Annotated in this window: 19 protein-coding genes, 2 tRNA genes and 2 pseudogenes; 10 read left to right on the top strand and 13 right to left on the bottom strand. The window is 63.5% G+C overall.

All coding sequences use genetic code 11. The features are described 5' to 3' along the window. The first annotated feature begins 146 nt into the window (after nucleotides 1-146). Nucleotides 147-1,019 carry a glycosyltransferase family 2 protein gene (locus BLQ10_RS08705; RefSeq protein WP_091560761.1) on the top strand — a complete coding sequence of 291 codons (873 nt, stop codon included), beginning with the start codon at nucleotides 147-149 and terminating at the stop codon, nucleotides 1,017-1,019. A gap of 94 nt (nucleotides 1,020-1,113) precedes the next feature. Here the strand turns inward: BLQ10_RS08705 and BLQ10_RS08700 are convergent, their stop codons facing one another. Further along, on the bottom strand, nucleotides 1,114-2,058 hold the full coding sequence (locus BLQ10_RS08700; protein ID WP_091560759.1) for a DMT family transporter: 945 nt from the start codon (nucleotides 2,056-2,058) through the stop codon (nucleotides 1,114-1,116). A 131-nt stretch (nucleotides 2,059-2,189) separates the two neighbouring features. Between BLQ10_RS08700 and BLQ10_RS08695 the strand changes: the two genes are divergently transcribed. Continuing rightward, nucleotides 2,190-2,558, top strand: a complete 369-nt coding sequence (locus BLQ10_RS08695) for a cupin domain-containing protein (RefSeq protein ID WP_091560757.1) — start codon at nucleotides 2,190-2,192, stop codon at nucleotides 2,556-2,558. A 59-nt stretch (nucleotides 2,559-2,617) separates the two neighbouring features. On the opposite strand, the gene BLQ10_RS08690 is transcribed toward BLQ10_RS08695, so the two are convergent. The 11 genes and pseudogenes from BLQ10_RS08690 to dnaA all read right to left on the bottom strand — a co-directional run bounded on the left by BLQ10_RS08690 (nucleotide 2,618) and on the right by dnaA (nucleotide 15,005). Further along, a tRNA-Ala gene (locus BLQ10_RS08690) sits at nucleotides 2,618-2,693 on the bottom strand. A gap of 72 nt (nucleotides 2,694-2,765) precedes the next feature. Then, complete coding sequence (locus BLQ10_RS22535) at nucleotides 2,766-2,882, bottom strand: DLW-39 family protein (protein WP_216699097.1); 117 nt, start codon at nucleotides 2,880-2,882, stop codon at nucleotides 2,766-2,768. Nucleotides 2,883-2,951: 69 nt separating this feature from the next. Further along, nucleotides 2,952-3,025 (bottom strand) — tRNA-Ile (locus BLQ10_RS08685). Between the two features lie 98 nt (nucleotides 3,026-3,123). Then, on the bottom strand, nucleotides 3,124-3,759 hold the full coding sequence (locus BLQ10_RS08680; protein ID WP_091560755.1) for a DUF3566 domain-containing protein: 636 nt from the start codon (nucleotides 3,757-3,759) through the stop codon (nucleotides 3,124-3,126). After that, the gene (gyrA, locus tag BLQ10_RS08675; protein ID WP_139164200.1) at nucleotides 3,756-6,494 is read right to left on the bottom strand and encodes a DNA gyrase subunit A; all 2,739 of its coding nucleotides are present in this window, start codon (nucleotides 6,492-6,494) and stop codon (nucleotides 3,756-3,758) included. Before gyrA ends, BLQ10_RS08680 begins: the two co-directional genes overlap by 4 nt. 60 nt (nucleotides 6,495-6,554) lie before the next feature. Next, a complete protein-coding gene (gene gyrB / locus BLQ10_RS08670; RefSeq protein WP_302847303.1) occupies nucleotides 6,555-8,600 on the bottom strand; it encodes a DNA topoisomerase (ATP-hydrolyzing) subunit B in 2,046 nt (681 codons plus the stop codon). 465 nt (nucleotides 8,601-9,065) lie between these two features. Continuing rightward, nucleotides 9,066-9,626 (bottom strand): DciA family protein, encoded by a 561-nt coding sequence (locus BLQ10_RS08665; protein ID WP_091560749.1) that lies wholly within the window; start codon nucleotides 9,624-9,626, stop codon nucleotides 9,066-9,068. Beyond that, nucleotides 9,623-10,861, bottom strand: a complete 1,239-nt coding sequence (gene recF, locus BLQ10_RS08660; protein ID WP_091560747.1) for a DNA replication/repair protein RecF — start codon at nucleotides 10,859-10,861, stop codon at nucleotides 9,623-9,625. Before recF ends, BLQ10_RS08665 begins: the two co-directional genes overlap by 4 nt. A gap of 27 nt (nucleotides 10,862-10,888) precedes the next feature. Further along, nucleotides 10,889-11,836 (bottom strand): annotated as a pseudogene (gnd, locus tag BLQ10_RS08655) (phosphogluconate dehydrogenase (NAD(+)-dependent, decarboxylating)); the annotation flags it as partial. A gap of 35 nt (nucleotides 11,837-11,871) precedes the next feature. Next, nucleotides 11,872-12,996, bottom strand: coding sequence for a DNA polymerase III subunit beta (gene dnaN, locus BLQ10_RS08650; protein ID WP_091560743.1), 1,125 nt, complete (start codon nucleotides 12,994-12,996; stop codon nucleotides 11,872-11,874). 587 nt (nucleotides 12,997-13,583) lie between these two features. Further along, on the bottom strand, nucleotides 13,584-15,005 hold the full coding sequence (gene dnaA, locus BLQ10_RS08645) for a chromosomal replication initiator protein DnaA (RefSeq protein WP_018775671.1): 1,422 nt from the start codon (nucleotides 15,003-15,005) through the stop codon (nucleotides 13,584-13,586). Between the two features lie 460 nt (nucleotides 15,006-15,465). Between dnaA and rpmH the strand changes: the two genes are divergently transcribed. The 8 genes from rpmH (at nucleotide 15,466) to BLQ10_RS08605 (ending at nucleotide 21,206) form a co-directional block, all read left to right on the top strand. Further along, nucleotides 15,466-15,603 (top strand): 50S ribosomal protein L34, encoded by a 138-nt coding sequence (gene rpmH, locus BLQ10_RS08640; protein WP_003800212.1) that lies wholly within the window; start codon nucleotides 15,466-15,468, stop codon nucleotides 15,601-15,603. A gap of 40 nt (nucleotides 15,604-15,643) precedes the next feature. Next, nucleotides 15,644-16,054 (top strand): ribonuclease P protein component, encoded by a 411-nt coding sequence (gene rnpA / locus BLQ10_RS08635; RefSeq protein ID WP_091560741.1) that lies wholly within the window; start codon nucleotides 15,644-15,646, stop codon nucleotides 16,052-16,054. Next, nucleotides 16,047-16,457 (top strand): membrane protein insertion efficiency factor YidD, encoded by a 411-nt coding sequence (gene yidD / locus BLQ10_RS08630; protein ID WP_254785477.1) that lies wholly within the window; start codon nucleotides 16,047-16,049, stop codon nucleotides 16,455-16,457. The genes rnpA and yidD overlap by 8 nt, the downstream gene beginning before the upstream one ends. A gap of 16 nt (nucleotides 16,458-16,473) precedes the next feature. Beyond that, complete coding sequence (yidC, locus tag BLQ10_RS08625; protein WP_091560738.1) at nucleotides 16,474-17,451, top strand: membrane protein insertase YidC; 978 nt, start codon at nucleotides 16,474-16,476, stop codon at nucleotides 17,449-17,451. Next, entirely contained in the window at nucleotides 17,451-18,053 is a 603-nt protein-coding gene (locus tag BLQ10_RS08620) for a Jag family protein (protein ID WP_091560737.1), read from the top strand. The genes yidC and BLQ10_RS08620 overlap by 1 nt, the downstream gene beginning before the upstream one ends. A 16-nt stretch (nucleotides 18,054-18,069) precedes the next feature. Further along, nucleotides 18,070-18,720: a 16S rRNA (guanine(527)-N(7))-methyltransferase RsmG gene (gene rsmG / locus BLQ10_RS08615; RefSeq protein WP_091560735.1), complete on the top strand. Its 651-nt coding sequence runs from the start codon at nucleotides 18,070-18,072 to the stop codon at nucleotides 18,718-18,720. An 87-nt stretch (nucleotides 18,721-18,807) separates the two neighbouring features. Beyond that, nucleotides 18,808-19,875 (top strand): ParA family protein, encoded by a 1,068-nt coding sequence (locus BLQ10_RS08610; RefSeq protein ID WP_091560733.1) that lies wholly within the window; start codon nucleotides 18,808-18,810, stop codon nucleotides 19,873-19,875. Nucleotides 19,876-19,943: 68 nt separating this feature from the next. Next, entirely contained in the window at nucleotides 19,944-21,206 is a 1,263-nt protein-coding gene (locus tag BLQ10_RS08605) for a ParB/RepB/Spo0J family partition protein (RefSeq protein WP_091560731.1), read from the top strand. Nucleotides 21,207-23,031: 1,825 nt separating this feature from the next. Here the strand turns inward: BLQ10_RS08605 and BLQ10_RS22720 are convergent. Next, nucleotides 23,032-23,438: pseudogene (locus tag BLQ10_RS22720) on the bottom strand (leucine zipper domain-containing protein); the annotation flags it as partial. Nucleotides 23,439-26,429 lie beyond the last annotated feature (2,991 nt).

Raw genomic sequence — 26,429 nt, 5'->3', positions numbered from 1 at the left:
CCGGCAGGTGTCCTGCACTCTCCCAGGGAGGGATTCCGCTACGGCGGGATCCCTCCTTTTGTTTCACCCGCCAGCTTTCACACGGCGTGACGGAGGCGCGTCGCGGTCCCCCTTCAAATGCCAGGCTAGATGCTAAATTTGTGTTGATGTCACCCCATAGATCACCCCAGGATGCCTTGCTCATTGCTCCGCCGCCGACTGTATCTATTGTGATCCCGGCGTACAACGAGGAAAGCGTCATCCGGCAGTGTCTGATCGCCGCGGTTTATCAGTCGGTCCCTGCGCACGAAATCATTGTGGTGGACAACCTGTCCAAGGACCGCACGGCGGAGATCGTGCGGCAGATGCAGCTGGAGTACCCGGAGAGTCCCATCATCCTGCTCAGCCAGGACCGCGATCAGGGGCTCATCCCCACACGCAATTTCGGTCTGGACCACGCCACGGGCGACATCCTCGGGCGGATCGACGCCGATTCCGTGCTGGAACCGGACTGGGTGGAGCAGGTGCAGGAAGCCTTCGCTGACGAGTCTGTGCACGCTGCGACCGGTCCGGTGGTCTATTACGACATGCCCCTGCGCCGGTTTGGGCTCAAGGCAGACGACAGAATGCGTCAGCTGATGCTCAGGCTTGCTAAGCACCAGTATCACTTCCTCTTCGGGTCCAACATGGCACTGCGCCGCTCGGCCTGGGAAACCATCCGAACAGAAGCCTGCCGGGACGAGCGGGACGAGATGCACGAGGACATCGACCTTTCGCTGCACCTGGCCGACCACGAGCTCCGGATCCAGTACTGGGCGCAGATGATTTCGGGTATGTCGGCCCGGCGGCTTGAGGACTCGCCGCGGGATTACCGCTACTACGTGACGCGCTTCGACCGCACCTACAAGGCCCACAACGTCAAGAAGATGGCGCTGAAGGCACCCATGGTGGTCTTCTTCTCGGTCTATTTCCCGGCGAAATTGCTCCGCGCCATTCACACTGTCAACGTGGCCCAGCCGGCCCGCCGCGGCGGCCAGTAGGCGCGCCCAACAAGCACGGCCAACAAGCACTTCCGACTAGCGCGGTAAATAGACGCGGTAATTAGGGGGCCGCTGAGCGCGGCCTAGCCGGCGTCTAGTCGGTGCCGAGTTCCGCCAGCCGCTCTGTTCCGGGGCCCTCCGCAGCGCGCCCCTCTGCTGTGCCCCGGACGGACCGTGAGCCGCGCTGCCCAAGGACCACGACGGCGAGCCCCACGAGGATCATCACCAGTCCGGCATAGGTCCCGACCGGAAGCGTCTCGCCTAGGAACGCCGCAGCCAAGAGCGCCGCTCCCGGGATTTCCAGCAGGATGATCATGGACACCACCAGCGGGCTCATGGTCGCCAGCAGATAGTTGAACGCCGTGTGCCCCACCAGCTGTGCGCACACGGTAATGGCGAGGATCCCCAGCCAGCCGGTGGCTTCGAACCCTGCCAGCGGCTGCCCGGCCAACAGCGCCATTCCCGCCACAATTGCAGCGCACATGCCGTAGCACAGGGTCGTGTAGACGCCGGTGCCCATGCTCTGCCGCGCCTTGCCTCCGGCGAGCGTGTAGATGCCCGCGAGGGCGCCGCCGGCCACGGCCAGGAGATCGCCTACGAGCGCCTCGGGCGAGGTACCCATATCAAAACCGGTAATCGTCACGACGCCGCCGAAGGCGAGCCCCAGCCCTACCAGCACCGGCCAGCGGAGCCGGACCCCCCGGAAGAGTTGGAAGATCGCGATCCAGCCTGACTGAAGGCACACCAGCGCCGTCGCCGCCGCGACCGAGGTCAGCTGCAGGGAGGTGATAAAGCAGGCGAAGTGCAACGCCAGGGCCACGGCAGCGGCCAGCGACCAGCGGAACTCCGCTCCGGTCACCCTTGCGAACTGACGGGGGCTGCGGACCACAACCGGACCGGCCATCACGACTGCTCCAATGGCGTTGCGCCAGAAAGCGATGGCGAGGGCACTGACCGACGTGGCGCCCAGCGTGGCGGCAATGAGCGGTCCGGACGAGGCCACACCGAGCACCCCTACGGCTGCAAGCAAGAAGTTCACGTTCCAACACTAATGGGACGGACCTCGGTGGCCGTCACAGCCGCTATGTCTTGACCGGCACATACCGCAGTGCCAATCTTAAGTCGCGGTCTCACATCCCGATTTCGCCATCATCGAAGAAGGAGACCATCATGGCGTCAATGATCCGCAAGAGCCTGGACGATCCCGAAGAATCACGTCCTGTTGCCGAGGGCATGGGCCGGGTGGACCTCGTCAACCTGGACTCCGGCCCGGTTGGACGGGCCACCTTCCTCCCAGGCTGGAAATGGTCAGATCACGTCAAGCCGATCGCCAAAACTGACAGCTGCATGGCCAGCCACACCGGCTACACGATTTCCGGCCGCATCAAAGTCGTCATGGATGACGGCGAAGAACTCGAATTCGGGCCCGGCGACTTCGGCGTCATCCCGCCGGGGCATGATGCCTGGGTACTCGGCGACGAGCCGTATGTGTTCATCGACTGGCAAGGAATGGCGGATTACGCCAAGCCGAAGGAGTGATTGAGGGAGGGCATGAAAAAAGCCCCGGACCGCGCTTCCGCGGTCCGGGGCTATTCCTATGGTGGAGGCACGGGGACTCGAACCCCGAACCCCCTGCTTGCAAAGCAGGTGCGCTACCAATTGCGCCATGCCCCCATAAGAAGCAACCCGACAATCATACCCTAGGTCCGGAGAGCTGATTTCCAGCTTCCATCCCCAGCTTCCGGGCTAGTCAACCGTATCGGTTGAATTGCTCCAGATCACCTTCCGGGCTTCGGATTCCTGCACTTTCCTGTAGAGGAGAACGCCTGCGACCGTGGCTGCGATAACCAGCAACTTCTTCACATGCACTCCGTTCCGGTTCAGTCATCGACGAACCTTCACTAACCTCTGCCAGAACCAGTACTGGTTCCGTGGGCGTACCAGGACTTGAACCTGGGACCTCTTCGTTATCAGCGAAGCGCTCTAACCGCCTGAGCTATACGCCCCGATGCCTCATCGGGCCGAGATATGACTGTACAGCACATCCCGGCCCGATCTCAAATCGAGGCTTTTTCCCGCGGCATTCCGCGGAAAGGCACGGGAATTAGTCGTCCGTGAGGGTCACGCCAATACCGCCCACGAGCGTCGCCGCAATGTTGTACAGCACCGCCGAAAGCATCGACAGGGCCGTCAGCAGCACCACGTTGATCACGGCGATGATGGTCGCGAACGAGGCCACCTGCCCCAGGGACGCCACCTTCTTCAATTCAAAGCCGCCGCCTTCGGAGCCGGCGAGAGTCCCGAGCAGGCTGTCCACCTGGTCAAAGATTCCGGTCAGGTCCAAAACGGTCCAGAGCACGATCGCCGCCACGACCGTGACGATTCCCAGCGCCACGGAGAGCAGGAAGGCCATCTTCAGCACGGACCAGGGGTCCACCTTGCTGACCAGCAGCCTGGCGCGGCGCACCTTGGCCTTGGGAGCCGGCTTGATCAGCCCGGCTGTGCCCTGCCCGCCGGACTGGGCGGGGCGCTGGCCCGGGACGGCGGGGCGCTGTCCGGGGACCGTCGGGCGCTGGCCGGGCGCGGGGGGACGCTGTCCCGTTCCGGCGGCTGCGCCGGACACGCCGGGGCGCTGCTGCGGACGCGAGGGAGCGCCACCTACGCGCGGTGCGGCGGCGGGTTGCCGCACACCGCCCGGCACGCCGCTGCTGGGATTGGGATATGAGTCGGAATTACTCACTCGTTACCTCCGGTGTTGTCTTCGTCCAGCTCGGCATTGCCTGATGACTCATCTGACTCCGGGGCCGGTACTGATTCTGCCGCTGCGGACTTTTCATGCAGTCCGCCATTTTCAGCCAACGTTACGTCATCCGGCGCGGAAGCCCGATTTTCGGCGTCGTCACGTGCATCTTCGCCGGCATAGTCGCCTGTATCTTCGCCTTCGGCAGACTCGTCGCTTTCCAGCCCGCGTTCGCTGTTGCGTGCAACAGCGATGATGCGGTCGTTCTTGTCCGGCTTGGCAAAGATCACGCCCATGGTGTCGCGGCCCTTTGCGGGCACACCGGTGACCGAGGAGCGGACCACCTTGCCGCCCTCCATGACCACCAGGACTTCATCCTCTTCCTGGACAATGAGGGCGCCGACAAGGTGCCCGCGCTCCTCCTGGTACTTGCCGACCTTGATGCCGAGCCCACCGCGGCCCTGCAGCCGGTATTCCTCCACTGCGGTCCGCTTGGCGAAGCCGCCTTCGGTGACGATAAAGACGTATGAGCCGTCCTTGACGACGTCGGCCGCGAGGAGTTCGTCGTCCTCCCGGAACTTCATGCCGGTCACGCCGGAGGTGGCACGGCCCATCGGGCGCAGCGCATCATCTGTCGCGGTGAAGCGGACTGACTGTCCCTTGCGGGAGACCAGCATGAGGTCGTCGGTTTCGGAGACCAGCTGGGCCGAGACGAGCTCGTCACCGTCGCGCAGGTTGATGGCGATCACGCCGGCGGACCGGTTGGTGTCGTAGTCCTCCAGCCGGGTCTTCTTGACCAGCCCGCGCTTGGTGGCGAGCACCAGGTACGGGGCGTGCTGGTAGTCCCGAAGGTCCAGCACCTGGGCAATGTGCTCATCCGGCTGGAAGGCCAGCAGATTGGCCACGTGCTGGCCCTTGGCGTCGCGTCCGGCCTCGGCGAGCTCGTAGGCCTTGGCCCGGTAGACGCGTCCGAGGTTGGTGAAGAAGAGCAGCCAGTGGTGCGTGGTGGTGACGAAGAAGTGCTCCACGACGTCGTCCCCGCGCAGCTGGGCGCCCTTGATGCCCTTGCCGCCGCGCTGCTGGGAGCGGTAGTTGTCGCTGCGGGTGCGCTTAACGTAGCCGCCGCGGGTAATGGTGACCACCATTTCCTCTTCGGGGATCAGGTCCTCCATCGACATGTCGCCGTCGAAGCCCATGAGCACCTTGGTGCGGCGGTCGTCGCCGTGTTTGGCCACGATTTCGGCCAGTTCGGTGCTGATGATCTCGCGCTGGCGCTCTTCGGAGGCCAGGATCGCGTTGTACTCGGCGATCAGGGTCTCGAGTTCGGCATGCTTGTCCTGGATCTTCTGGCGCTCCAGGGCCGCGAGCCGGCGCAGCTGCATGTCCAGGATGGCCGTGGCCTGCAGCTCGTCGATGTCGAGCAGTTGCATCAGCCCGTCGCGCGCGGCCTGGGTGGTGTTGGAGGCGCGGATGAGGGCGATGACCTCGTCGAGCATGTCGAGGGCCTTGAGCAGGGCGCGGAGGATGTGTGCTTCCTCCTCGGCCTTGCGCAGGCGGTAGCGCGTGCGTCGGGCGATGACGTCCATCTGGTGGGTAACCCAGTGGCGGATGAACGCGTCGAGGCTGAGTGTGCGCGGTACCCCGTCAACGATGGCGAGCATGTTGGCGGCGAAGTTGTCCTGCAGCTGGGTGTGCTTGTAGAGGTTGTTCAGTACCACCTTGGCTACGGCGTCGCGCTTGAGCACAATGACGAGGCGCTGGCCGGTGCGGCCCGAGGTCTCGTCGCGGAGGTCTGCGATGCCGGAGATCTTGCCGTCCTTGACGAGTTCGGCGATCTTGATGGCCAGGTTGTCCGGGTTGGCTTGGTACGGCAGTTCGGTGACCACCAGGCAGGTGCGGCCCTGGAGTTCCTCGACGTTGACCACGGCGCGCATGGTGATGGAGCCGCGGCCGGTGCGGTAGGCGTCCTCGATGCCCTTGTGGCCCAGGATCGTGGCGCCGGTCGGGAAGTCCGGTCCCTTGATGCGCTGGATCAGCTCTTCGAGCAGCTCTTCGCGGCTGGCTGTCGGGTTGGCCAAGTACCACTGCACACCGTCGGCGACCTCGCGGAGGTTGTGCGGCGGGATGTTGGTTGCCATGCCGACGGCGATGCCCGAGGAACCATTGACCAACAGGTTCGGGAACCGCGCCGGCAGGATGGTGGGTTCCTGGTTCTTGCCGTCGTAGTTGTCCTGGAAGTCGACGGTTTCCTCGTCGATGTCCCGGACCATTTCCATGGCGAGCGGGGCCATCTTGGTTTCGGTGTACCGCGGGGCCGCGGCGCCGTCGTTGCCGGGCGAGCCGAAGTTGCCCTGGCCGAGCGCCAGCGGGTAGCGCATGGTCCAGTCCTGGATCAGGCGGACCAGGGCATCGTAGATCGCGGTGTCGCCGTGCGGGTGGTACTGGCCCATGACCTCGCCCACCACACGGGCGCATTTGTTGAAGGAGCGGTCCGGGCGGTAGCCGCCGTCGAACATCGCGTAGAGCACGCGGCGGTGGACGGGCTTGAGGCCGTCGCGGACATCGGGCAGCGCGCGGCCCACGATCACGGCCATGGCGTAGTCGAGGTAGGAGCGCTGCATTTCGGTCTGCAGGTCCACTTGCTCGACGCGGTCGGTCAGTACGTCGCCGTCGAGGATGGCGCCTTCAAGGACGGGCTCGGAGCCGGCCGGCACCTCGGGTGTTTCGTCACTCATAGTCTATATTTTCCGTTTCAGGTATATATCAGTCCGGGCATATTCAGGGCTCGGAAGCCGCTAGATGTCCAGGAACCGAACGTCCTTGGCGTTCTGCTGAATGAAGTTTCGGCGCGATTCAACGTCCTCGCCCATCAGGACGGAGAAGGTCTGGTCCGCCGCCAAGGCGTCGTCCATGGTGACCTGCAGGAGGGTGCGGTGGTCCGGGTCCATGGTGGTGTCCCAGAGTTCCGTGTAGTCCATCTCGCCCAGGCCCTTGTAGCGCTGGATGCCGTTGTCCTTGGGAATACGGCGGCCCGCAGCCTGGCCGGAGAGCAGCTTCGCGTCGCGTTCCCGGTCGCTGTAGACGTAGTCGTGCGGGGCATTGGACCACTTGATCCGGTACAGCGGCGGCTGGGCGAGGTAGACGTAGCCATTCTCGATCAGCGGGCGCATGTAGCGGAACAGCAGGGTCATCAGCAGCGTGGTGATGTGCTGGCCGTCGACGTCGGCATCGGCCATGAGCACGATCTTGTGGTAGCGCAGCTTGGCGAGGTCGAAGTCCTCGCCAATGCCAGTGCCGAAGGCCGTGATCATGGACTGGACCTCGGTATTGCCGAGCGCCTTGTCCAGGCGGGCCCGTTCCACGTTGAGGATCTTGCCGCGGAGCGGCAGGATGGCCTGAGTCTCCGGGTTGCGGCCGCGCTTGGCGGAACCACCGGCCGAGTCACCCTCCACGATGTAGACCTCGCAGTTCTCCGGGTTCTTCGAAGAGCAGTCCGACAGCTTGCCGGGCATTCCGAAGGACTCCAGCGGGCTTTTGCGGCGGGCGTTGTCGCGGGCCTTCCGTGCCGCCATGCGTGCCTGGGCTGCGGAAATGGCTTTGCGGATGACGTCCCGGGCGGGGCCGGGGTTGCGCTCGAGCCAGTCGCCCAAGCCGTCGGTGACAACACGCTGGACAAAGCCCTTGACCTCGGAGTTGCCGAGCTTGGTCTTGGTCTGGCCTTCGAACTGCGGCTCGGAAAGCTTCACGGAAATGACTGCCGTCAGGCCCTCGCGGATGTCGTCTCCGGTGAGGTTGTCTTCCTTTTCCTTGATGATGTTCTTCTCCCGCGCATAGCGGTTGATGAGGGAGGTCATCGCGGCGCGGAAGCCCTCTTCGTGGGTGCCGCCCTCGTGCGTGTTGATGGTATTGGCGTAGGTGTGGACGCTCTCGGAATACGCGTTGGTCCACTGCATCGCCATTTCCAGGGCAATGTGCCGTTCCGTGTCCTCGGTCTCGAAGGCGATGACGTCCTCGTGGACCACATCAACCTTCTTGCCGGAGTTCAGGTGCTTGACGTAGTCCAGCAGGCCGTCGTCGTACTGGTAGACCACGGTGTGGAATTCCGCGGGGACTTCGCCTTCGGTGTGGACGGCGTCCAGGTCCAGGTCGGCGTCGTCGGACGGCTCCTCCGGGACGCGGCGCTCGTCGGTCAGAGTGATGCGCAGTCCCTTGTTCAGAAACGCCATCTGCTGGAAGCGTGCGCGCAGCGTCTCGAAGTCGAACACCGTGGTCTCGAAGATGCCGGCGTCCGGGTAGAACGTTTGCGTGGTTCCGGTCTCGGAGGTTTCCTCGCCCTGGACCAGGCCGCCCTGCGGTTTGCCGCCGTCGGCGAAGGACATCCGCCAGACGTGGCCCTGGCGGCGGACTTCGGTGTTGACCCTGCTGGAAAGCGCGTTGACCACCGAGATGCCGACGCCGTGCAGGCCGCCGGAGACCGCGTAGCCACCCCCGCCGAATTTGCCGCCGGCGTGCAGGATAGTCATGACGACCTCCACCGTGGGTTTGTGCTCGGTCGGGTGCATGTCGACCGGGATGCCGCGGCCGTCGTCCACAACTTTGACGCCGCCGTCGGCCTGCAGCACGATTTCGATGTGGGTGCAGTAGCCGGCCAGTGCCTCATCAACCGAGTTGTCCACCACCTCGTAAACGAGGTGGTGCAGGCCGCGGGGACCGGTGGAACCGATGTACATGCCGGGACGTTTCCGGACCGCTTCCAGACCTTCAAGTACGGTGATGTCGCTGGCGCCGTATTCGCGCGATGTCGCGGTCCCCGACGACGACGCCGCTGCCGCGACTTGCACTACCGCTTCCGCTACGTCTTCCACTGCCGGGATCTCTGCATTGTCGTTAGCCACAGGCGCTTTCGACTCCTCTATGTTCGTTGAAGGCCGGCCCTTGCCTCTTCCGTGGAAAAGGCTCCTGCCAACAGGCACGTCACTGACGACGCCGGGTGTTCCGCTGACTTGGGTCCGTCCGCCGCACGCTAAAATTGCGTCGGAAACGGACTCAGTCAACGCTTCACCGGCGCCCAGTTATCTACACCGATTCTATCGTGTTATTGGACCCAAACCCGCATTCCAGGGCGCCAAACGGGCGGGAAAGTGCCGCTGAGAGGCCGCTGGCTCCCCCTGCAAGGCTTTCGGGGTCCGTCCCTAGGGTGCCTATACGACTCCGGGGCGTTCGAGCGCCCTACACGCCACTTGCGGATTTTTCAAGAGTTTTTGCAAGAAGTGCTTCACATCCGGTGCGCGGTTGGGGCCGCGCGGCTATCCGTACGTGTCGCGGGGCCCGCGGCCGTTGACCGTCCGGAGGCCCTTGCGCCAGCTCGGGGCGGCGGGTCCGAGCACTTGGATGCTGGTGACCACGCCGTCGCCAAGCTCGGTGCGGAATTTTTCCAGCAGGCTGCTGCTCAGCAGGCGCAGCTGGGTCGCCCATGCCGTGGAATCGGTGCGAACATGCAAGGTGGTGTCCGTAAAACTCTCCGGAGTGCAGTGCGCCGAGATCTCCGGGCCCACCAGCACCGCCCACTGAGCCATGACGGAGCCGACGGCCACCGGCGAGCTCCAGCCTCGTTCGGCCACGAGGCGTCCCACGACCTTTCCCAGACCCAGCGGGTCCCGGCCGGTGCCATGGAATTGGGAGAACCCGCGGGTTCCCCGCGCGGCGCGGGCGGGTTTCTGGGCGCCGGCACCGGAACGCGGGAGCGCCCGCCGGATTTCACCCCGGGCCGCTGCGGCGTCGCGCATCCGGTTCAGTGCTGCCTGGGCGGCATCGATGTCGTCGGGATCCCGGCCCGGCTGCAGGCCGCCGTCGGTATCCTTATTCATCGATTATCCTGCTCATCGATTCCTCCCGGGATGACCTTCACCCGCCGTCCGGTCAGTTCCGCCGGGATATCGTCCTCGACGGCGGCAGTGACAAGCACCTGCTCGGCGCCGGATACTATTGCCGCCAGTTTACGCCGCCGCTGGACATCAAGTTCGGCAAAAACGTCGTCCAGGATCAGGATCGGGGGCGAGCCGCCAGTACGGGCATCGTCGAGCATGACGTAGTAGGAGGCCAGGCGCAGAGACAGGCACATGGACCAGGTTTCTCCGTGCGAGGCGTAGCCCTTGGCCGGGGCCGATCCAAGCACGAGCTCAAGCTCATCGCGATGCGGCCCGACCAGTGAGATGCCCCGTTCCAGTTCCTTGCGGCGGGCGGCGACAAAGGCCTGGATGTAGCGGTCGGTGAGCTGCTCGACGGAGAGCAGGCGCAGGTCCTCCGCCGGTGCGGCAGCCGCATCGGCATCGGTCACTGCGGCGGCGCCGTCCGCAGCTCTGGCTCCAGAACTGGCCCCAGCGCCGTCGTCGTCCAGGATGTCCTGCAGCGTGGAACGGTACACCGCAGCGGCCTCCTTGGAGCCGTCGGTCAGCTGCGCGTAGGCGTTCTTCAGGTGCGGTTGCAGGCGGTCCACCAGCTCGAGGCGCGCGTGCAGCAGTTCGGCCCCGGCCCTGGCCATGTGCTGGTCCCAGACATCCAGTGTTGCCTCGTGCCCGGCGCTGAACTTCCCGGCCCGGGCCGACTTAAGCAGTGCGTTGCGCTGCTTAAGGACCCGGTCGTAGTCACTCCTGGTCGCGGCGTGGCGCGGCATGAGGCTGACCAGAAGCTCGTCCAGGAACCGGCGGCGGCTGGACGGATCGCCCTTGACCAGCGCCAGGTCTTCCGGAGCGAAGAGCACAGTCTGACAGATGCCAAGCAGGTCCCTGGCGCGGACCGGATTGCTCCGGTTGATGCGTCCGCGATTGGCCCGCGCCGCGTTGATTTCCAGTTCCAGCACGGTCGATTGCTCGCCACGGACCAGCTTTGCCCGGATCATCGCCCGCTCGGCACCAAAGCGCAGCAGCGGCGCGTCCGTGCTCACCCGGTGCGAGTTGAGCGTGGCCAGATACCCGATCGCTTCCATCAGGTTGGTCTTGCCGATGCCGTTGGAGCCCACCAGGACGGTGACTCCGGGCTCAAGGGCTAGATCGACCTGGGCATAGCTGCGGAAATCTGTGAGCGAGAGTTTTTCTAGGTACACGCGGGATTCAGGACTTTACAGGCAGGATTAATTGGCCGGCCGGGTCGCATGGCCGCCGAACTGGTGGCGCAGCGCGGACACCATCTTCATGGCCGGCGAGTTGTCCTCGCGGGAGGAGAACCTGGCGAACAGCGCAGCCGTGATCGCCGGTGCCGGCACGGCGTTGGCAATAGCCTCCTCGACGGTCCAGCGGCCTTCGCCCGAATCCTCGACGTAGTCGGAGATGGATTCCAGTCCGGGGTCCTCGTCAAGGGCCTTGACCATGAGGTCCAGGAGCCAAGAGCGCACGACCGTCCCTTTTTGCCAGGCTCGGAAAGTCCCTGGAAGATCGGCGACGATTTCCTTCGCGGCCAGGAGTTCGTATCCCTCGGCGTAGGCCTGCATCAGGCCGTATTCGATCCCGTTGTGGACCATCTTGGCGTAGTGGCCGGCACCGACACCGCCGACGTGCACGAAGCTGTCGGCCCGGTCGCCCGCGGGACGGAGGGCGTCGAAGACGGGGAGGGCGCGTTCGATATCCGCGGCATCGCCGCCCGCCATGAGGCCGTAGCCGTTCTGGAGGCCCCAGACCCCGCCGGACACGCCGCAGTCTGCAAAGTGGATTCCCTTTTCGGCCAGCGCGGCACCGTGCTTCTGGTCTTCCGTGAACCGGGAGTTGCCGCCGTCGATCACGAGGTCACCGGCGTCGAGCTTGGTGCCGAGTTCGGTGATCACGGCGTCGGTGATGTCGCCCGAGGGCACCATGACCCAGATCACGCGCGGCGCCGGGAGGGCGGCGATGAGTTCGTCCAGGGTAGCGACGTCGGCAACGTCGGGGTTGCGGTCAAAACCGGTGACCTCGATCCCGCCGTTGCGCAGTCGTTCGCGCATGTTGAAGCCCATTTTTCCAAGGCCGACTAGTCCGATGTGCACGGGATGAACTCTTTTCTGCGCTGGGTGCTTCGTTGGGGACGGCCGTGCCGGCCAACAGCTGCTGCTGCTGCTCCGGAGGTCCGGAGCAGCAGTGCGGGCTAGTTGGGCAGCCGGACGGGCATGACGAGGTAGCGGTAGTCGCCCTGGTCCTCGCCCTCGGCGTCCTGCTGGGCTGTAATCATGGCCGGCTTGGGTGCGGTGGTGAAGGAGAAGCGCACGAACTTGGTTTCGATGACGCTCAGGCCCTCGATCAGGTAGTGCGGGTTGAAGGCCACGGTGATGTCCTCACCGGACAACTGGGCTTCGAGCTCTTCGGAGGCCTGGGCGTCCTCGCCGGTGCCGGCGTCCAGGTGCAGCTGGCCCTGGGTGAAGGCGAGCCGGACAGGGGTGTTGCGTTCGGCCACGAGCGAGACGCGGCGGACGGCTTCCACCAGCTCCTGGGTCTGCACGGTGGCGTGGATGGGGGTGGAGTCCGGGAAAAGCGAACGGATCTTCGGGTAGTCGCCGTCCACCAGGAGCGAGGTGGTGGTCCTGCCGCCGCTCTCGAAGCCGATCAGCCGGCTGTCGTCGTCGGCGAGGGCGATGTTGATGTCACCGCTGCTGCCCAGTGTTTTTGCCACTTCGTTGAGGGTCTTGGCCTTGACCAGAGCGCTCGTGGAGATGCCGGGGGTCACCGGCTTCCAGGGGACTTCCCGCATGGCCAGGCGGTAGCGGTCGGTGGCCAGGAGGGTGATGAGGTCGTCCTCGATTTCCATCCGCACGCCGGTCAGGATCGGCAGGGTGTCGTCCTTGCTGGCCGCGATGATCACCTGGGATACCGCCTGGGCGAAGGAATCGCCGGGAACGGTGCCGCTGATGGTCGGCAGGGCCGGCAGCGGCGGATATTCGGCCTCGGGCATCGTGGCCAAGTGGAAGCTGCTCCGGCGGCATGTGAGTGTCACCTTGTTGCCGTCGGTTTCGACCTCGACGGGTGCGGACGGCAGGCTGCGGCAGATGTCCGCGAGAAGGCGGCCCGATACCAGGATGGTGCCTTCGGTGCTGATGTCAGCAGGGATTTCGAGCCTTGCGGAGGTCTCGTAATCGAAGCTCGAGAGGCTGACGGTACCGGCTTCAGCTTTCAGGAGAAGGCCTGAAAGTACGGGAACGGGCGGCCGCGGAGACAACGACCGGGCGGTCCATGTCACGGCTTCTGCCAGGACGTCCCGTTCGACTCTGAACTTCACGGAAGGGTGCCGCCTTTCATTGCTGCTGTTAGTGCTGAAAATCGCTAAGACTGCTCAAGCTGCCGCGGACCTCGGCAGGGATGCCGAACTCCGCTAACAAGGGAATCGTCCGCCCTCCCCGGGCCTCATGGCCCGGTAGGGAACCACAAAAGATGTCCGGGACGGACGCACTGCTGACAGCTTAGCCCCAAGGTGAGCGTTTCTCCCATCCCCGGGTTACATCAGTGTTGTTCGCCGGCCCGGTCTTCTGTGCCGGGCCGGAACGGGCCGGGGCACTGCTCGGAGGTGGGAAGGAGATTGTTGTTTGAGGGAATTTCATTTTCTTGGGATTAGTAGTGTTAATAACTGCTGTGGAAACTGTGGATAACTCGATCCTGCCGTGCGAATCCGCGGTTAAGCCCTGTTCATGGACTGTGGGCGGAGCAGGTTTTAAACAGGGTGTGGATGGGGACAAGTTTTTTGGTCGATTCGCCGATCCACAGGCGCCTTAAGGGTTTTAAGCCCATTAACCGCGGTTGTCCCCTTAAGTATCCACAGGGTTGTCCACAGGGCCCTGTTAATAAGGTAAGAGTGCGCCGACGGAGGGCTCAGGAATTACGCTGCTGCTGCTTGATCCGGTTGGTCAGCTCGGTCACCTGGTTGTAGATGACCCGACGCTCGGCCATGAGTTCGCGGATCTTGCGGTCGGCATGGATCACGGTGGTGTGGTCCCGGCCGCCCAGCTCCTGCCCGATCTTGGGCAGGGACATGTCCGTGAGCTCCCGGCACAGGTACATCGCGATCTGCCGTGCGGTCACCAGCGTGCGGGTGCGCGACTTGCTGCAGAGTTCTTCCATGCTGAGCTTGAAGTAGTCGGCCGTCTGCGTGAGGATCTGGGCCGAGGTGATTTCCTGGGCACCGTCGTCGGTGATGAGATCCTTGAGCACCATCTCGGCCAGGGCCACATCTACCGGCTGCCGGTTCAGGCTGGCGAAGGCCGTGACGCGGATGAGGGCACCCTCAAGCTCGCGGATGTTGCTGGAAATCTTCGAGGCGATGTATTCGAGGGCATCATCCGGAGCGGAGAGGCCTTCGCTGAGCGCCTTCTTCCGGAGGATCGCGATGCGGGTCTCCAGTTCGGGCGGCTGGATGTCGGTCAGCAGGCCCCACTCGAAGCGCGACTTCATGCGGTCTTCGAAGCCGGCGAGCAGCTTCGGCGGCTGGTCCGAGGTTATGACCACCTGCTTGTTGTTGTTGTGCAGGGCGTTGAACGTGTGGAAGAACTCCTCCAGGGTTCTGTCCTTGCCGGCCAGGAACTGGATGTCGTCGATCAGCAGCACGTCCACGTTGCGGTACGTGGTCTTGAAGCTGGTGCCTTCATCGTCGCGGATGGAGTTGATGAAGTCGTTGGTGAATTCCTCGGAATTGACGTAGCGGACCCGGATCCCGCTGTAGAGCCGGCGCGCATAGTGGCCGATCGCGTGAAGCAGGTGGGTTTTGCCGAGTCCGGAGTCGCCGTAGATGAACAGCGGGTTGTAGGCCTTCGCCGGCGCCTCCGCCACAGCCACGGCGGCTGCGTGGGCGAACCGGTTGGAAGAACCGATCACGAACGTGTCGAAGACGTACTTCGGGTTGAGGCGGCCGAATTCGTGCGAGGTGCTCGGCAGCATCGGCTGCGGCTTCAACTCCACGGTCGGGTCAGCGGCCAGGGAAAGTTCGACAGCGGGTTCGGGTTCTGTGTGCAGGGGCACCAGATCCGTGTCGACGTCGATCGCGCAGCGGATTTCGTCGGAAAACACGCTGCGGAGGGCGTCGTCGAGGGCTTCTTTGACCTGGGTCTGCAGCACTTCGCGGGTGAGCTCGTTGGGGACGGCCACCAGAAGGGTGGAACCGATCAGGCCCTGGGCCTGGGCCAGGATGACGAAGCCGCGCTGCCGGGGCGACACTCGGTGGTCGTTCTCCAGAAGGCTCACAACCCGCCGCCAGGAACTTCCGACAGTGTTGGCTTGGTTGGCTTCGTCTACTGTCATCAATCAGTTCCTCAAACTTGCTGGCCTGCATTACGTGCATCCACGCGGTCCGGAGCGGTACACCGGCCCGGCTCAATCCACAGGGTTATGCACAGTCCGTGGATAAGGGGTTACTGAGACACTGTAGGGGATGAAAACGCCAGAAGATAGCTGGGTTCAGTCCTGTGGATAATTACACCGTTGTGGTTCTCAAAAGGGGCCTGTGACCGGGCTCATCCACAGGCTGGCGGGCGGGTTAGCCACAGCTGGGGAAAGCTTGCGGACCCCCTGCCGGTTTGACTCTCATGTCTGATTTGGCCTAACGTTGTGAAGTCCTTTGTGTCCGCTTTTCGCTTTCATTTGAACCTCCCCGACGCCCCGCGTCGTGTGAGTCGGAGCTGTGGCACATACAAAACTTAGCGTCGGCCAGTTCTTCCCCTTGATCGGGTGGGCGCACCTTTGATCCACTGGAGTAACTAACGTGAGCAAGCGGACTTTTCAGCCGAATAACCGCCGTCGAGCCAAGAAGCACGGCTTCCGCCTTCGTATGCGTACCCGTGCCGGCCGTGCCATCCTGGCAGCCCGTCGTGGCAAGGGCCGCACCGAACTGTCGGCCTAATAACTGACTCGTCGGTCCATATCCCTGTGCGAGTTGAACGGTGCTAGCCACCAGGAACCGTCTGCGGACATCAACCGATTTTTCAACAACTGTACGTTCCGGTGTCCGCAATGGACGCCGGAACGTAGTGTTATATGCGGCAGCTCTCGCTGCCGATGAACCAAGCCGGATCGGATTCATCGTTTCCAAGAGTGTCGGGAACGCTGTTGTCAGGAACCTCGTTAAGAGGAGACTGAGAGAAGCCGGCGCATTGTCGTTGCAGAAATACGGCAGCGGGTTCGCCATCGTGGTCCGGGCACTGCCCGCCGCGGCGGGGGCCAGCTGGGACCAGCTGCTCGCCGACTATGACGCCGCTTTGGAAACGACCATGAAACGGCTGGGCAACCGCCTTCCAGAGGCTGCTTCACCAGGTTCTTATGAGACAACACAGGAAGGGACCCCGCGTGCGTAACTCAACTGCCGCCGTCGTCCCCCGCCTGTTCATTGCGGCGCCCGGATCGGCACTGAGCCGGTTGGCGGCTGCCGTCTGGAACCTGCCCCGCAACATCCTCATCCTGCTGCTGATGGCCTACCGCAAGGTGGTCTCGCCGCTGTACGGCCAGGTGTGCCGATTCTTCCCCAGCTGTTCGGCCTATGCCCTTGAGGCGATCACGGTACACGGTGCCGTGAAAGGAAGCTGGCTGGCTGCCAAGCGCCTGTTGCGCTGCCACCCATGGAATGCCGGCGGTGTGGACCATGTCCCCGCCGGCAAATGCGAGTGGCCCGCAGACCGCACCCCCACAATTGTTGTGCTGAACAATCCGGACAAGTACCTGGCTGCTCAGACTGATGGAGAAGGCCGCTCTGCGGCCTGACGAATAGGGATATCGTATGGACTTGTTTGCAACAATCTTGGCGCCTTTCAAATGGCTGGTCTCAGCCATCATGGTGGGCTTCCATGACGGCCTCAGCGCCATCGGCATGCCGGCGGCCAATGGCTGGACATGGACCCTGTCGATCATCGGGCTCGTGCTGGTTATCCGCGCTGCCCTGATTCCCGTCTTCGTCAAGCAGATCAAGGCCCAGCGCGGCATGCAGTTGCTGCAGCCGGATCTGAAGAAGATGCAGAATAAGTACAAGGGCAAGACCGACCAGCTGTCCCGCCAGGCCATGGCGCAGGAACAGATGGCCCTGTACAAGAAGCACGGCACCAACCCGTTCTCAGCCTGCCTGCCCATGCTGATCCAGATGCCCTTCTTCTTCGCCCTCTTCCAGGTGCTCTCCGGCATCAGCTCCGCCAAGCTCAGCGGCCAAGGCATCGGCGCCATGAGCGCCGAACAGGTCAAGCAATTCGACGAGTCCACCATTTTCGGCGCCCCGCTCTCGGCCTCCCTGCTTCACGGCGGCGGCGGCAATCAAACGGCCGTGTGGATCCTCTCCATCGTGATGATCCTGGCCATGACGGCCTCGCAGTTCATCACGCAGAAGCAGATCATGGCCAAGAACATGTCCGAAGAGGCCCTCGCGAGCCCGTTCATGCGCCAGCAGAAAATGATGCTGTACATCCTGCCGGTGGTCTTCGGCGTGGGCGGCATCAACTTCCCCATCGGCGTCCTGATCTACTGGACCACCACCAACCTCTGGACCATGGGACAGCAGTTCTTCGTGATCCGCCGGATGCCTACGCCCGGTTCCCCGGCCGCCAAGGCCCTCGCCGAGCGCCGGGCCGCCAGGGGCCTGCCCGCACTGCCTCTCCTGGGCGGCAAGAAGGTCGACGCCGAGGCAGCCGAGGCGTCCGCAACTGCCGCCGCCGTGGAGGGCAAGTCCCAGCGCGTCCAGCCGCAACGTAAGAACAGGAAGAGGAAGTAATGTCTGCCGAGAGCACCGAACACGCTATTTCCGCTGAGTTTGACGAAGACCGGGACGACGACCAGGACGCGGCCCAGGACTCGTCTGAGGACGCATCCCAGGACGCAGAGGCCGGCACCGGCAAGAGTGTTTCCGCAAGCCGCCTCGAAGAAGAAGGCGACGTCGCTGCGGATTACCTCGAGGAGCTGCTGGACATCGCGGACATCGATGGCGACATCGACATCGAGGTCCGCAACGGTCGCACGTATATCTCGATCGTTGCCGAGGAAGAATCGGCCGGGCTGGAAAGCCTTGTGGGCCGTGACGGCGAAGTCCTTGAGGCGCTCCAGGAACTGACACGGCTCGCCGTGCTGTCCTCGACGGAGAACCGGTCCCGCCTGGTCTTGGATATCAACGGGTACCGTGCGGAGCGTGCCGGCGACCTGCAGAAGATTGCTGAAGACGCCGCCGCCGCAGTCAAGGATTCCGGCGAGGCCGTTGCCTTGGCTCCGATGAGCGCCTACGAACGCAAGATCGTGCACGACGCCGTCGCCGATTTGGGGCTCGTCAGCGAGTCCGAAGGCGAAGGCGCCGACCGGCACATCGTTGTCTCCGCAGACTGAACCGTTGACTAGCTTGATGGTTGAAATTACCGCCCCCGAACTCAAGGCAGCAGAGTCCATCTTTGGTGACCGCCTGGAACTGGCGACCCGCTACGTCGAGCACCTGGCGACGTCCGGGACAGAACGGGGCCTGATCGGCCCCCGCGAAGTACCCCGGCTGTGGAGCCGGCACGTGCTTAACTGCGCCGTGATCGAGAACCAAATTGCCCACGGAAGCCATGTCGCCGACGTCGGCAGCGGTGCCGGCCTGCCCGGACTGTGCCTGGCCATCGCCCGGCCGGACCTGGAACTGACCCTGATCGAACCGCTGGAGCGCCGCGTCATCTGGCTCCAGGAGGTGGTGGATGACCTGGGCCTCGAGAACGTCACGATCATGCGCACGCGCGCGGAACTCGCGGTGGGACTCGTGAACGCCGACGTCGTGACGGCCCGCGCCGTGTCCGCGCTGTCCAATCTCGCCGGACTGACCATTCCGCTCCTGGCCGGCAAGGGTGAAGTCGTTGCCATCAAGGGACGCAGCGCCGGCGAGGAAATCGAAAAGGCCGCCAAGATTATCCGCAAGCTGGGCGGCACTAAGACGTCCGTGGTGGTGGTGGGTGAGGACCTGCTCGAGGAACCCACCACCGTTGTGCGAATCGTAGTGAACAAGCCTCAAAAGATTACCTAGCACCGGCCCCGGTGCCCGGGGAGTCTGAGGGGAAGAGGTTAGGCTAGTAACCGGCAGTCAAAGCCGAATGAGAGTGAGCGTGTCATAGTGAGCAGTAGCGAAGCCTCCACACAACGGATCCCGCCGTTTGTGTCCTTGGGGTCCGCACGGGCGTTTACGGCTCCTGCAGTAGCTTTTGACTACTCCGGAAATCACACGGCTTCGGTTGCAAAGTCGACCGGCATGGCCGGTGTTTCACGTGAAACCTCTCTTCCACACTCCGGAAATGTGCTGGACTCCATCGACGATTCCAGCCCCATCGCCCGGGAACTCGCGCATGAAAACAAGCGCCGCGAACGGTTGCTCGGCCGCCAACTGCCCAAACCGGAAAAAACCCGGGTGTTCACCGTCTCCAACCAGAAGGGCGGCGTCGGCAAGACGACGACGACCGTCAACATCGCCGCCGCGCTTGCCGCCGCGGGCCTGAACGTGCTCGTGATCGACATCGATCCGCAGGGCAACGCCTCCACAGCTCTGGGAATCGAGCACCACGCAGACGTCGACAGCATTTACGATGTGCTGATCAACGATGTCCCGCTGAAGGACGTCGTGGCCCCGTGCCCCGACATCGACAACCTGATCTGTGCGCCCGCCACCATCCACCTTGCCGGCGCCGAAATCGAACTCGTCAGCCTGGTGGCCCGCGAGCAGCGGCTGCGCCGCGCAATCGATGTGTACTCCAAGGAGCGCGCCAAGAATGGCGAGGAGCGGCTGGACTACATCTTCATTGACTGCCCGCCGAGCCTCGGGCTGCTGACGGTCAATGCCTTCTGTGCGGCCGGTGAAGTCCTCATCCCGATCCAGTGCGAGTACTACGCCCTCGAGGGACTCAGCCAGCTCCTGAAGAACATCGAGATGATCCAGAAGCACTTGAACGCCGATCTGGTTGTTTCCACGATTCTGCTGACAATGTATGACGGCCGGACCAACCTCGCTGCCCAGGTGGCAGCCGAGGTTCGGGAGCACTTCCCGAAGCAGGTGCTCGGTGCCGTGGTGCCGAGGTCGGTGCGTATTTCCGAGGCACCGAGCTACCAGCAAACTGTCATGACGTATGATCCTTCTTCCAGCGGCGCCCTGTCCTATCTGGAAGCCGCAGCGGAAATCGCGGAACGTTAGAATCTTTTCAAGAATTGCACTAGCCAGAGCCAGGTGAATCCCGGCTCTTCCACTGGAGGGATTTATCCATGAGCGATAAGCGACGCGGCCTCGGCCGTGGACTTGGCGCACTCATTCCAAGTTCCGCCGCGGCTAACGCCTCCGGAAACGGCGCTGCCCCATCCCGGCCCGTGGACCTCTTCTTTCCTGAAGCCCGAAAAAAGACTTCCGACGCGGAGGCGCTCCTTGACGTCGACGCCGGACAGGCCACGGCACCGGAGTCCGACCGCGCCAAGGCCGATGATCTTTCTGACGTCACTCTTGATGCCGCTGAAGCCGGCAGCGCTGTTTCCAAAACCGACGTAGCTGCCGGCGGTGCCGATGCAGGGTCCAAGAAGACTCCCGCCCGGAAAACGGCTGTGCCGAAATCATCGCCTGGTGCTGCCAAGGCGTCCGAACCCGACGCCGGCGAACAGTTGCCGTTCGAGTCGACGTCGGAGCAAGACGACGATCGCTCTGTAGAACTCGTTGAGGTGCCCGGTGTCCGGTTTGCCGAAATTCCAGTCACTGATATCCATCCCAACCGCAAACAGCCGCGCTCGGTCTTCGACGAAGACGACATGGCGGAGCTGGTGCACTCCGTGCGGGAAATCGGGGTCCTTCAGCCAATTGTGGTCCGTACGTCAACCGAAGAAGGTGGCGAACCCTACGAGCTCGTCATGGGTGAGCGGCGGTGGCGTGCAGTACAGGCCGCGGGTCTGGAAACGATCCCCGCGATTGTCCGTGATACCACCGATGACGACCTCCTTCGCGATGCGCTGCTGGAGAACCTGCACCGCAGCCAGCTGAATCCGCTCGAAGAGGCTGCTGCCTACCAGCAGCTCCTCGAGGACTTCGGAACTACCCACGAGCAGCTGGCGGACCGGATCGGACGTTCGCGGCCCCAGGTGTCCAACACACTGCGGCTGCTGAAGCTTCCCCCGCTGGTTCAGCGGCGCGTTGCCGCAAATGTTATCTCGGCAGGTCACGCCCGCGCGCTGCTGGCACTCCCGGACGCCGCGGCCATGGAACGGCTGGCGCAGAAGATTGTGTCGGAAGGTATGTCGGTCCGGGCGACCGAAGAAGCCGTCACCCTTTACCAGAGCCCCGCCTCGCCGGCCAAGAACAACATCCCGCGCCCAGGAGCCCGCCACGAACGGCTGGACTACCTGGCGTCCTCGCTGTCTGACCGCCTTGATACCAACGTCAAGATCTCGCTCGGCGCCCGTAAGGGTCGTGTCAGCATTGAGTTCGCCAGCGTCGAGGACCTGAACCGCATCATGGACGTACTGACGCCTGGGGCGCCCAGCTAGGTCCTAGATCGCTGAGTATTTCCGGGAGGGTCTGTTTCACGTGAAACAGACCCTCCTTTCTCGTTATCTCCGGTTTTGCAGTGCCCAACGATTTCCCCGGCGCGGACGCCCACTATTTTCGCTTTGGAGGACCGCCCATTTTGGGGCTTCACTTCGCGGGACGGACGCGTGGAAGTACTCTGCGGCTGAGCTTTGAGCGCGTGTTCATCGCAGGCAGCGAGGCACTCACCCCTACTGCCCGGAATAGTGAACTCATAGTTCTCAGCGCAGCGGTCCTCGGAAATGCCCTGTGCAGGGTCCACTCTTCCTGCCGGTGCCTACGGGGCCGGGCCTTCCTGGGACTGCGGAGTCGCTGGACGGACCACGTGCGGGCGGGAATGGCGCTGCAGAGTCCGCGACTCCACAATCGTGTCGCCCCGGGGCGGTCGTCATCGTCCTCTTCCGTTGCTTATTTAGGATCTGCTCACGAGCAGTCGATCACTGTTTCACGTGAAACAGGACCGGCGAATTCAGACCAAGGCACTCATCTCTTCCCCGTAGGCCGGGCGAGGCCGCAGGACGAGAGCGGATCCGCGCGCAAGCATCCGTTCGACGGCTGACCCCGGCCGCCCCGACGGTCAGCGTCCGCCCGGGGCTCGGCTCGCCGACCGCGCACTCCGTCCTGCGCACTCCGACCGCGAACTCCGACTGGGCGACTGCGATGCGGCTGAGCGACCGCACTGCAGCTGTGAACCGGCGGTGCGCTGGGCAGGGAGGTCGACCGATTCGAGATGATCGACCAGGTACCCAGGGGCCGCGCCACGAAGGTTGAGCCTCTCAAGAAAACGTGCCCGTTCCTGTTTGTTGCCCACCGGTGGTCACGCGTCCCGGCTGCTGGAACTGCCCGCTTAGCGCGGCCGGCTCTAGGACCCTGCAAACCCGCCGCATGCTTCCGACGTGGGGTCGTTGCGGCGCACGCTTGAAGGCAACCGCGGGGATTCGAATGTCCCGCTTGTGACCCAGTCAATGAGGCTGTCACAAGGTGCCCGGTCGGTGGGTGCCCGGGCCGGGTATGGCGTGGCCCTTTGCCCTCAACGCGCTCGGTCCACCGCCAACGGGTTGCTGCGGTCCCAGGGTTGAGCGACACCGTCTAATTGCGCCGGACCGGCGAGCTTTGGCCGTTGATCCGGGCGTCGTTGTCAGCCTGAGGACCCTAACGTGGGCCTCGGGATGGAAGTCTATGTGTTGCCGACGCAGCCGGAAAATCTAACCTCGCAAGGGATGCGGCGGAGCGCCCCTCATCGGAGTCGAACGGGGCTGCCTGGTAATACGGAGCTGCGAGCCCTGTAGATCCCCCCGGCCGGCTCGCCGGCCGTACCATAATCGTCTGCCTGCCGCGCCATCCCTGGGCCTCCGCCAGTTGCGGTTCTGGCTATGGATGTCAGTTCGTTCATGTCAGCGTGCCCCGACACAGCAGCACGGCAGTACAGCGCCACGCCGGTATCGGGGCTTCCCCATCGAACTCGTCGACTGCGCCGTGCCCACCAGCTTGCCACTACGTGTTCTGCGGGAGTGCAGCGACAATGAAGCGCCACCGGGTGCCCCAGCTTGCCACTGTGCGTTCTGCGGGAGCGCAGCGACGATGAAAGCGCCACCGGACGCCAGTCACTCCCGCTCCAAGGAAGTCTCGGGGGCACTTCCACCAGGATCAGTGATGCGCGGGGCTCCCAATGCGGAATGCCGGTGAATCGTGGGTGGAGGACACTCAGTGCCGTTTCGATTCAGATTATGGGTCGGTCGTGCCTGCAGCAGAGCCGATCTGACCCGAATGGCAAGATGCGGTTGGCCGCCAGCCGCCGCCGTCGGGGTGTGCCCCAGCTTCTTCAGGTCCAGATGGATGAGTTCCCCGGGCCGCGCGCTCGTACCGGTTCGCGGTGGTCCGGACAGTGAGGATCGGAGCCACGGTCAGCGGATGGCACTCCGCGAGCCGCGGGACCCGTGCCGCTGCAGGATCCGTCACACTGTCCGTGCCGGGACCCCGGTGAGCGCCGCGACCCGCGGCGGACCGAACCGGGAGGACCTGCGGGCGTCCACGACTGCCCGTTCACGTTTGGCACTCGCGCGTGTGGGTGTCGACCTGGGCTGGCACGAGCGGTCCGGCAGCCCTGCCGCCCCCTCGGCCCGGAACCTCCTGAACGACCGGTGCGCGGTCTGCCGGGGCATGCCCAGCTCCGCCGCGATATGGGCAGGGCGGCCGGCAGCCACGCACTTCCACCTAGCTCGGCGGTCCTCCTCGTTTTCAGGTCCCGCGTGTCAACAAACGTGCCGGCGCGGTACACCCAGTCCGAGACTGGCGTACCGCGCAGCATGACACGGAGATGTGACCAATGGCGGATTGCCGAAGCTGGGAGCACGGATGAAGAACCGGTCGGCTCCCCCGGTCCCCCTCCTGGGCATGCGCTGTTCGCTCCGCCTTGGCAGGTGCTGCATGTCGGTGAATGGTCGAGTCGTTCGTGGTGAAGCGGTCCGGGCCAACATCATCGGACTCGTGAGAGCTGGTGGGCACGGTGCTCCAGGGGCTGCGGTACGGCGGCTGAGCGGCGTCACGAGGCGAGGCTCTCCGTGCCGTCCAAGGCTTCTGCCCTTGCCAGCCCACGGTGGATAGAGCGGTGGATACTGCGGTGGATATCGCTGTGGATAACTTTGTGGATTAGTTTCGGACGGAAGCTCCGTGGGGCGGGCTGAAGTGGACGTCAGCGGGGGTGGTGGCGCACACGTCGATGTTTCGGTTGGGGCTCATGATCTGTTTCACGTGAAACATAATCGTTGACTGGAAGGACGAGGCCGGAAGCACTGGTGAAGATGTATTAAATCGACGTCCTAGGGTTAATTTTTCTATGTACTTGGCTCTTTTCTTGGCCGGGTCACCAAGGGCCTGGGTGGATTTCTCGCGGCAATACCAAGGCACCGTGGACAGCCTGCCTATCGGTCAGTGCCGGAAGACCCAACGACGCTTAGTCGGTCTTCAGGGTGTGGGTGTGAACAATCTCTCATGCCCTGTGGATAACTGTGTGAATAACTTCTGTGGAGAACGTGGTGGATATCTTTGAGGTGACGGTTCCTGCAGTTCCTAGACGCGCTGGGTGCGCATGAATTTGCGGGCCTCCTTGACCTCGAATTTGCGACCCGGATGACATCCGAGATGCATCCTCGTTGGCGCATAACTGGAGCATGGGGTTCACAAGACGGTGTTATCAAGGCAGCGGTGATTTGCTCCTGGGCGGTATTTGCTCATGGGCACGGAGCGATCGAGGATCTCGCCTGGAGGGCGGCGGTATGAGTGCACTCGGTCGGTCCGCAACAGCCGGTCATGGATGGAGCTGTCGCCGGGACGCAGACACCTACAGCAGTTCGACGGGGAAAGCATGGACACGAACGTGGGGATGAGGGGTGAGCGCACTTCCCTCTTTCCCAGCAACGAACAACCCCGGATAATCGGCGTACACAAAACCACCGCAGAACGAGTGCCTCCTTCCGCAGACAAGGGGCCCCCGATGGCCCGGCTAGCTAGAGCGCCGTCATGGGGCTTGAGCTAGCTAGAAACTGAACTGAGCCGGAGGTCAGCAGTCCGGCTTAGCAGGCGATGGACGAGGAGGGCACGATCGGGACGACGTCCGAACCTGGCCCTGGCTGGACGTGCCAAGACGAGCAGATCAGCGACTGGGGCAAGGTGGGGCCTAGAGAACTGGCTGGCTTTGTTTGGCCAGCTTCCGGGTGCCAACCATGGCGGAGCCGGTTGTGGATCTATCGCGGGGGCCCACCAAGCGCTGGAGCCGGTGTGGATCTGTCGCGGGGCCCCACCATGCGCGGGAGCCGGTGTGGATCTGTCGCGGGGCCCCACCATGCGCGGGAGCCGGTGTGGATCTGTCGCGGCGGGAACTGTCGTCGCCAGGCTCGCGTGGGGCCGGCGAACGCGCGGTGGCAAGGGAACTGTGATCCGGCTTCCGATCTGCCATAAGCGGCCCGCCATGCGTCATCCAAGGAGTTAAACGGAAGAGTTCCTTGCTATGGCTGCTGCCGCAGTAGCCCCGAGTTCGATCGCTGGTGCTTGGCGTGCCCTTAAATCAGACAACATGAGCTGTCCAGAGATGGCTGTGCATTCAACTTACTGTCGATATTTCCCCGACGCGTCACAGGCGGCAGCGTCGCTTAGCGATTCGGGGTGGTCCACAGCGTCCCGCGCCGAGCAGCCTCATGCAGTCTCGGACGTTTGCCTGTGGGAGGCCGTATGGGGAACCGATGAAGTGGTACCGGTCGTCGCCCTATGACGTTAGCCTGCCGGTTGAGCGCTCTATTCACGCGCCGCCCGCCCATTGACTTCTTCACACCTACCCGGTGATGGCGCGGCTGACGGAACCTGGAACGGGCGCTTATCCCCCATTAGGTACCAGAGAGGCTTTGGTGGCTGCGGCTCTTCCGGTGCTTCCAAGTCCCTTGGTATGTTTCACGTGAAACCCGAGAATGCTGCAGCTGGCTCTTATCCCGTCGTGATCTACGCGGGAATTGAGATGACGAATAGTGGGGATCGAGGCCGCAGGTGGGCAAAATTGCTATGGAGATGAGTAGAATGGCTCTTTCTCTGCGACATTCACTGGTGTTGAGCAATTTGTATGCATTGCTGCAGATGGTGCTCAGGGGCGCAACGGAAGGAAGACCACGGGCGCAGGAAGGGAACAGACGGGGTCCCCGTTTGCGCCTCCTCAGTGAATGGGAAGGGGATGTCAGCGGTCGCAACTGAAGAGATATCTAATAGTGAACTGTCATTTCTACTGTCGAGTCGTCGTCAGTGCCGGGTGTTAGTCCCGGTTTCACGTGAAACATCGTTGCGGGGGCCTGGTCGACCAATCCCGGCTTGAGCGTCGTGCCATGTTTCACGTGAAACATTTGCTGTACCGGGCTTGCAACGAGGGCGCGTGGTTGGTTGGCGGCAACAAGGAACAAGAATCGTTCACGGGCCTGGATAAAGGCGGGGATTTCGTCGGCTACTCCGGAAATCCCGACACTCGGTGGGTGAATGCCTCCGAGATCGCCCGCTCACTTGGTCTGGAATCCTTCCGGATCGCATGCTCACCTGGCGTGGAACCTGGACTACAGCGAGGGGCCAGTGCAGAAAACCGTGCATTCCCGCAGTGGCGGTATAGCCTCGGCACCGACAGAGAATGGCTACGTTGGTATGTAGGGCGT

Origin of the sequence: Arthrobacter sp. ok362, from assembly GCF_900102785.1 — a bacterium.
Taxonomy (GTDB): domain Bacteria; phylum Actinomycetota; class Actinomycetes; order Actinomycetales; family Micrococcaceae; genus Arthrobacter.
Note: the sequence above shows the minus strand (reverse complement) of the source record. Positions and strands in the feature narration are given on the sequence as shown.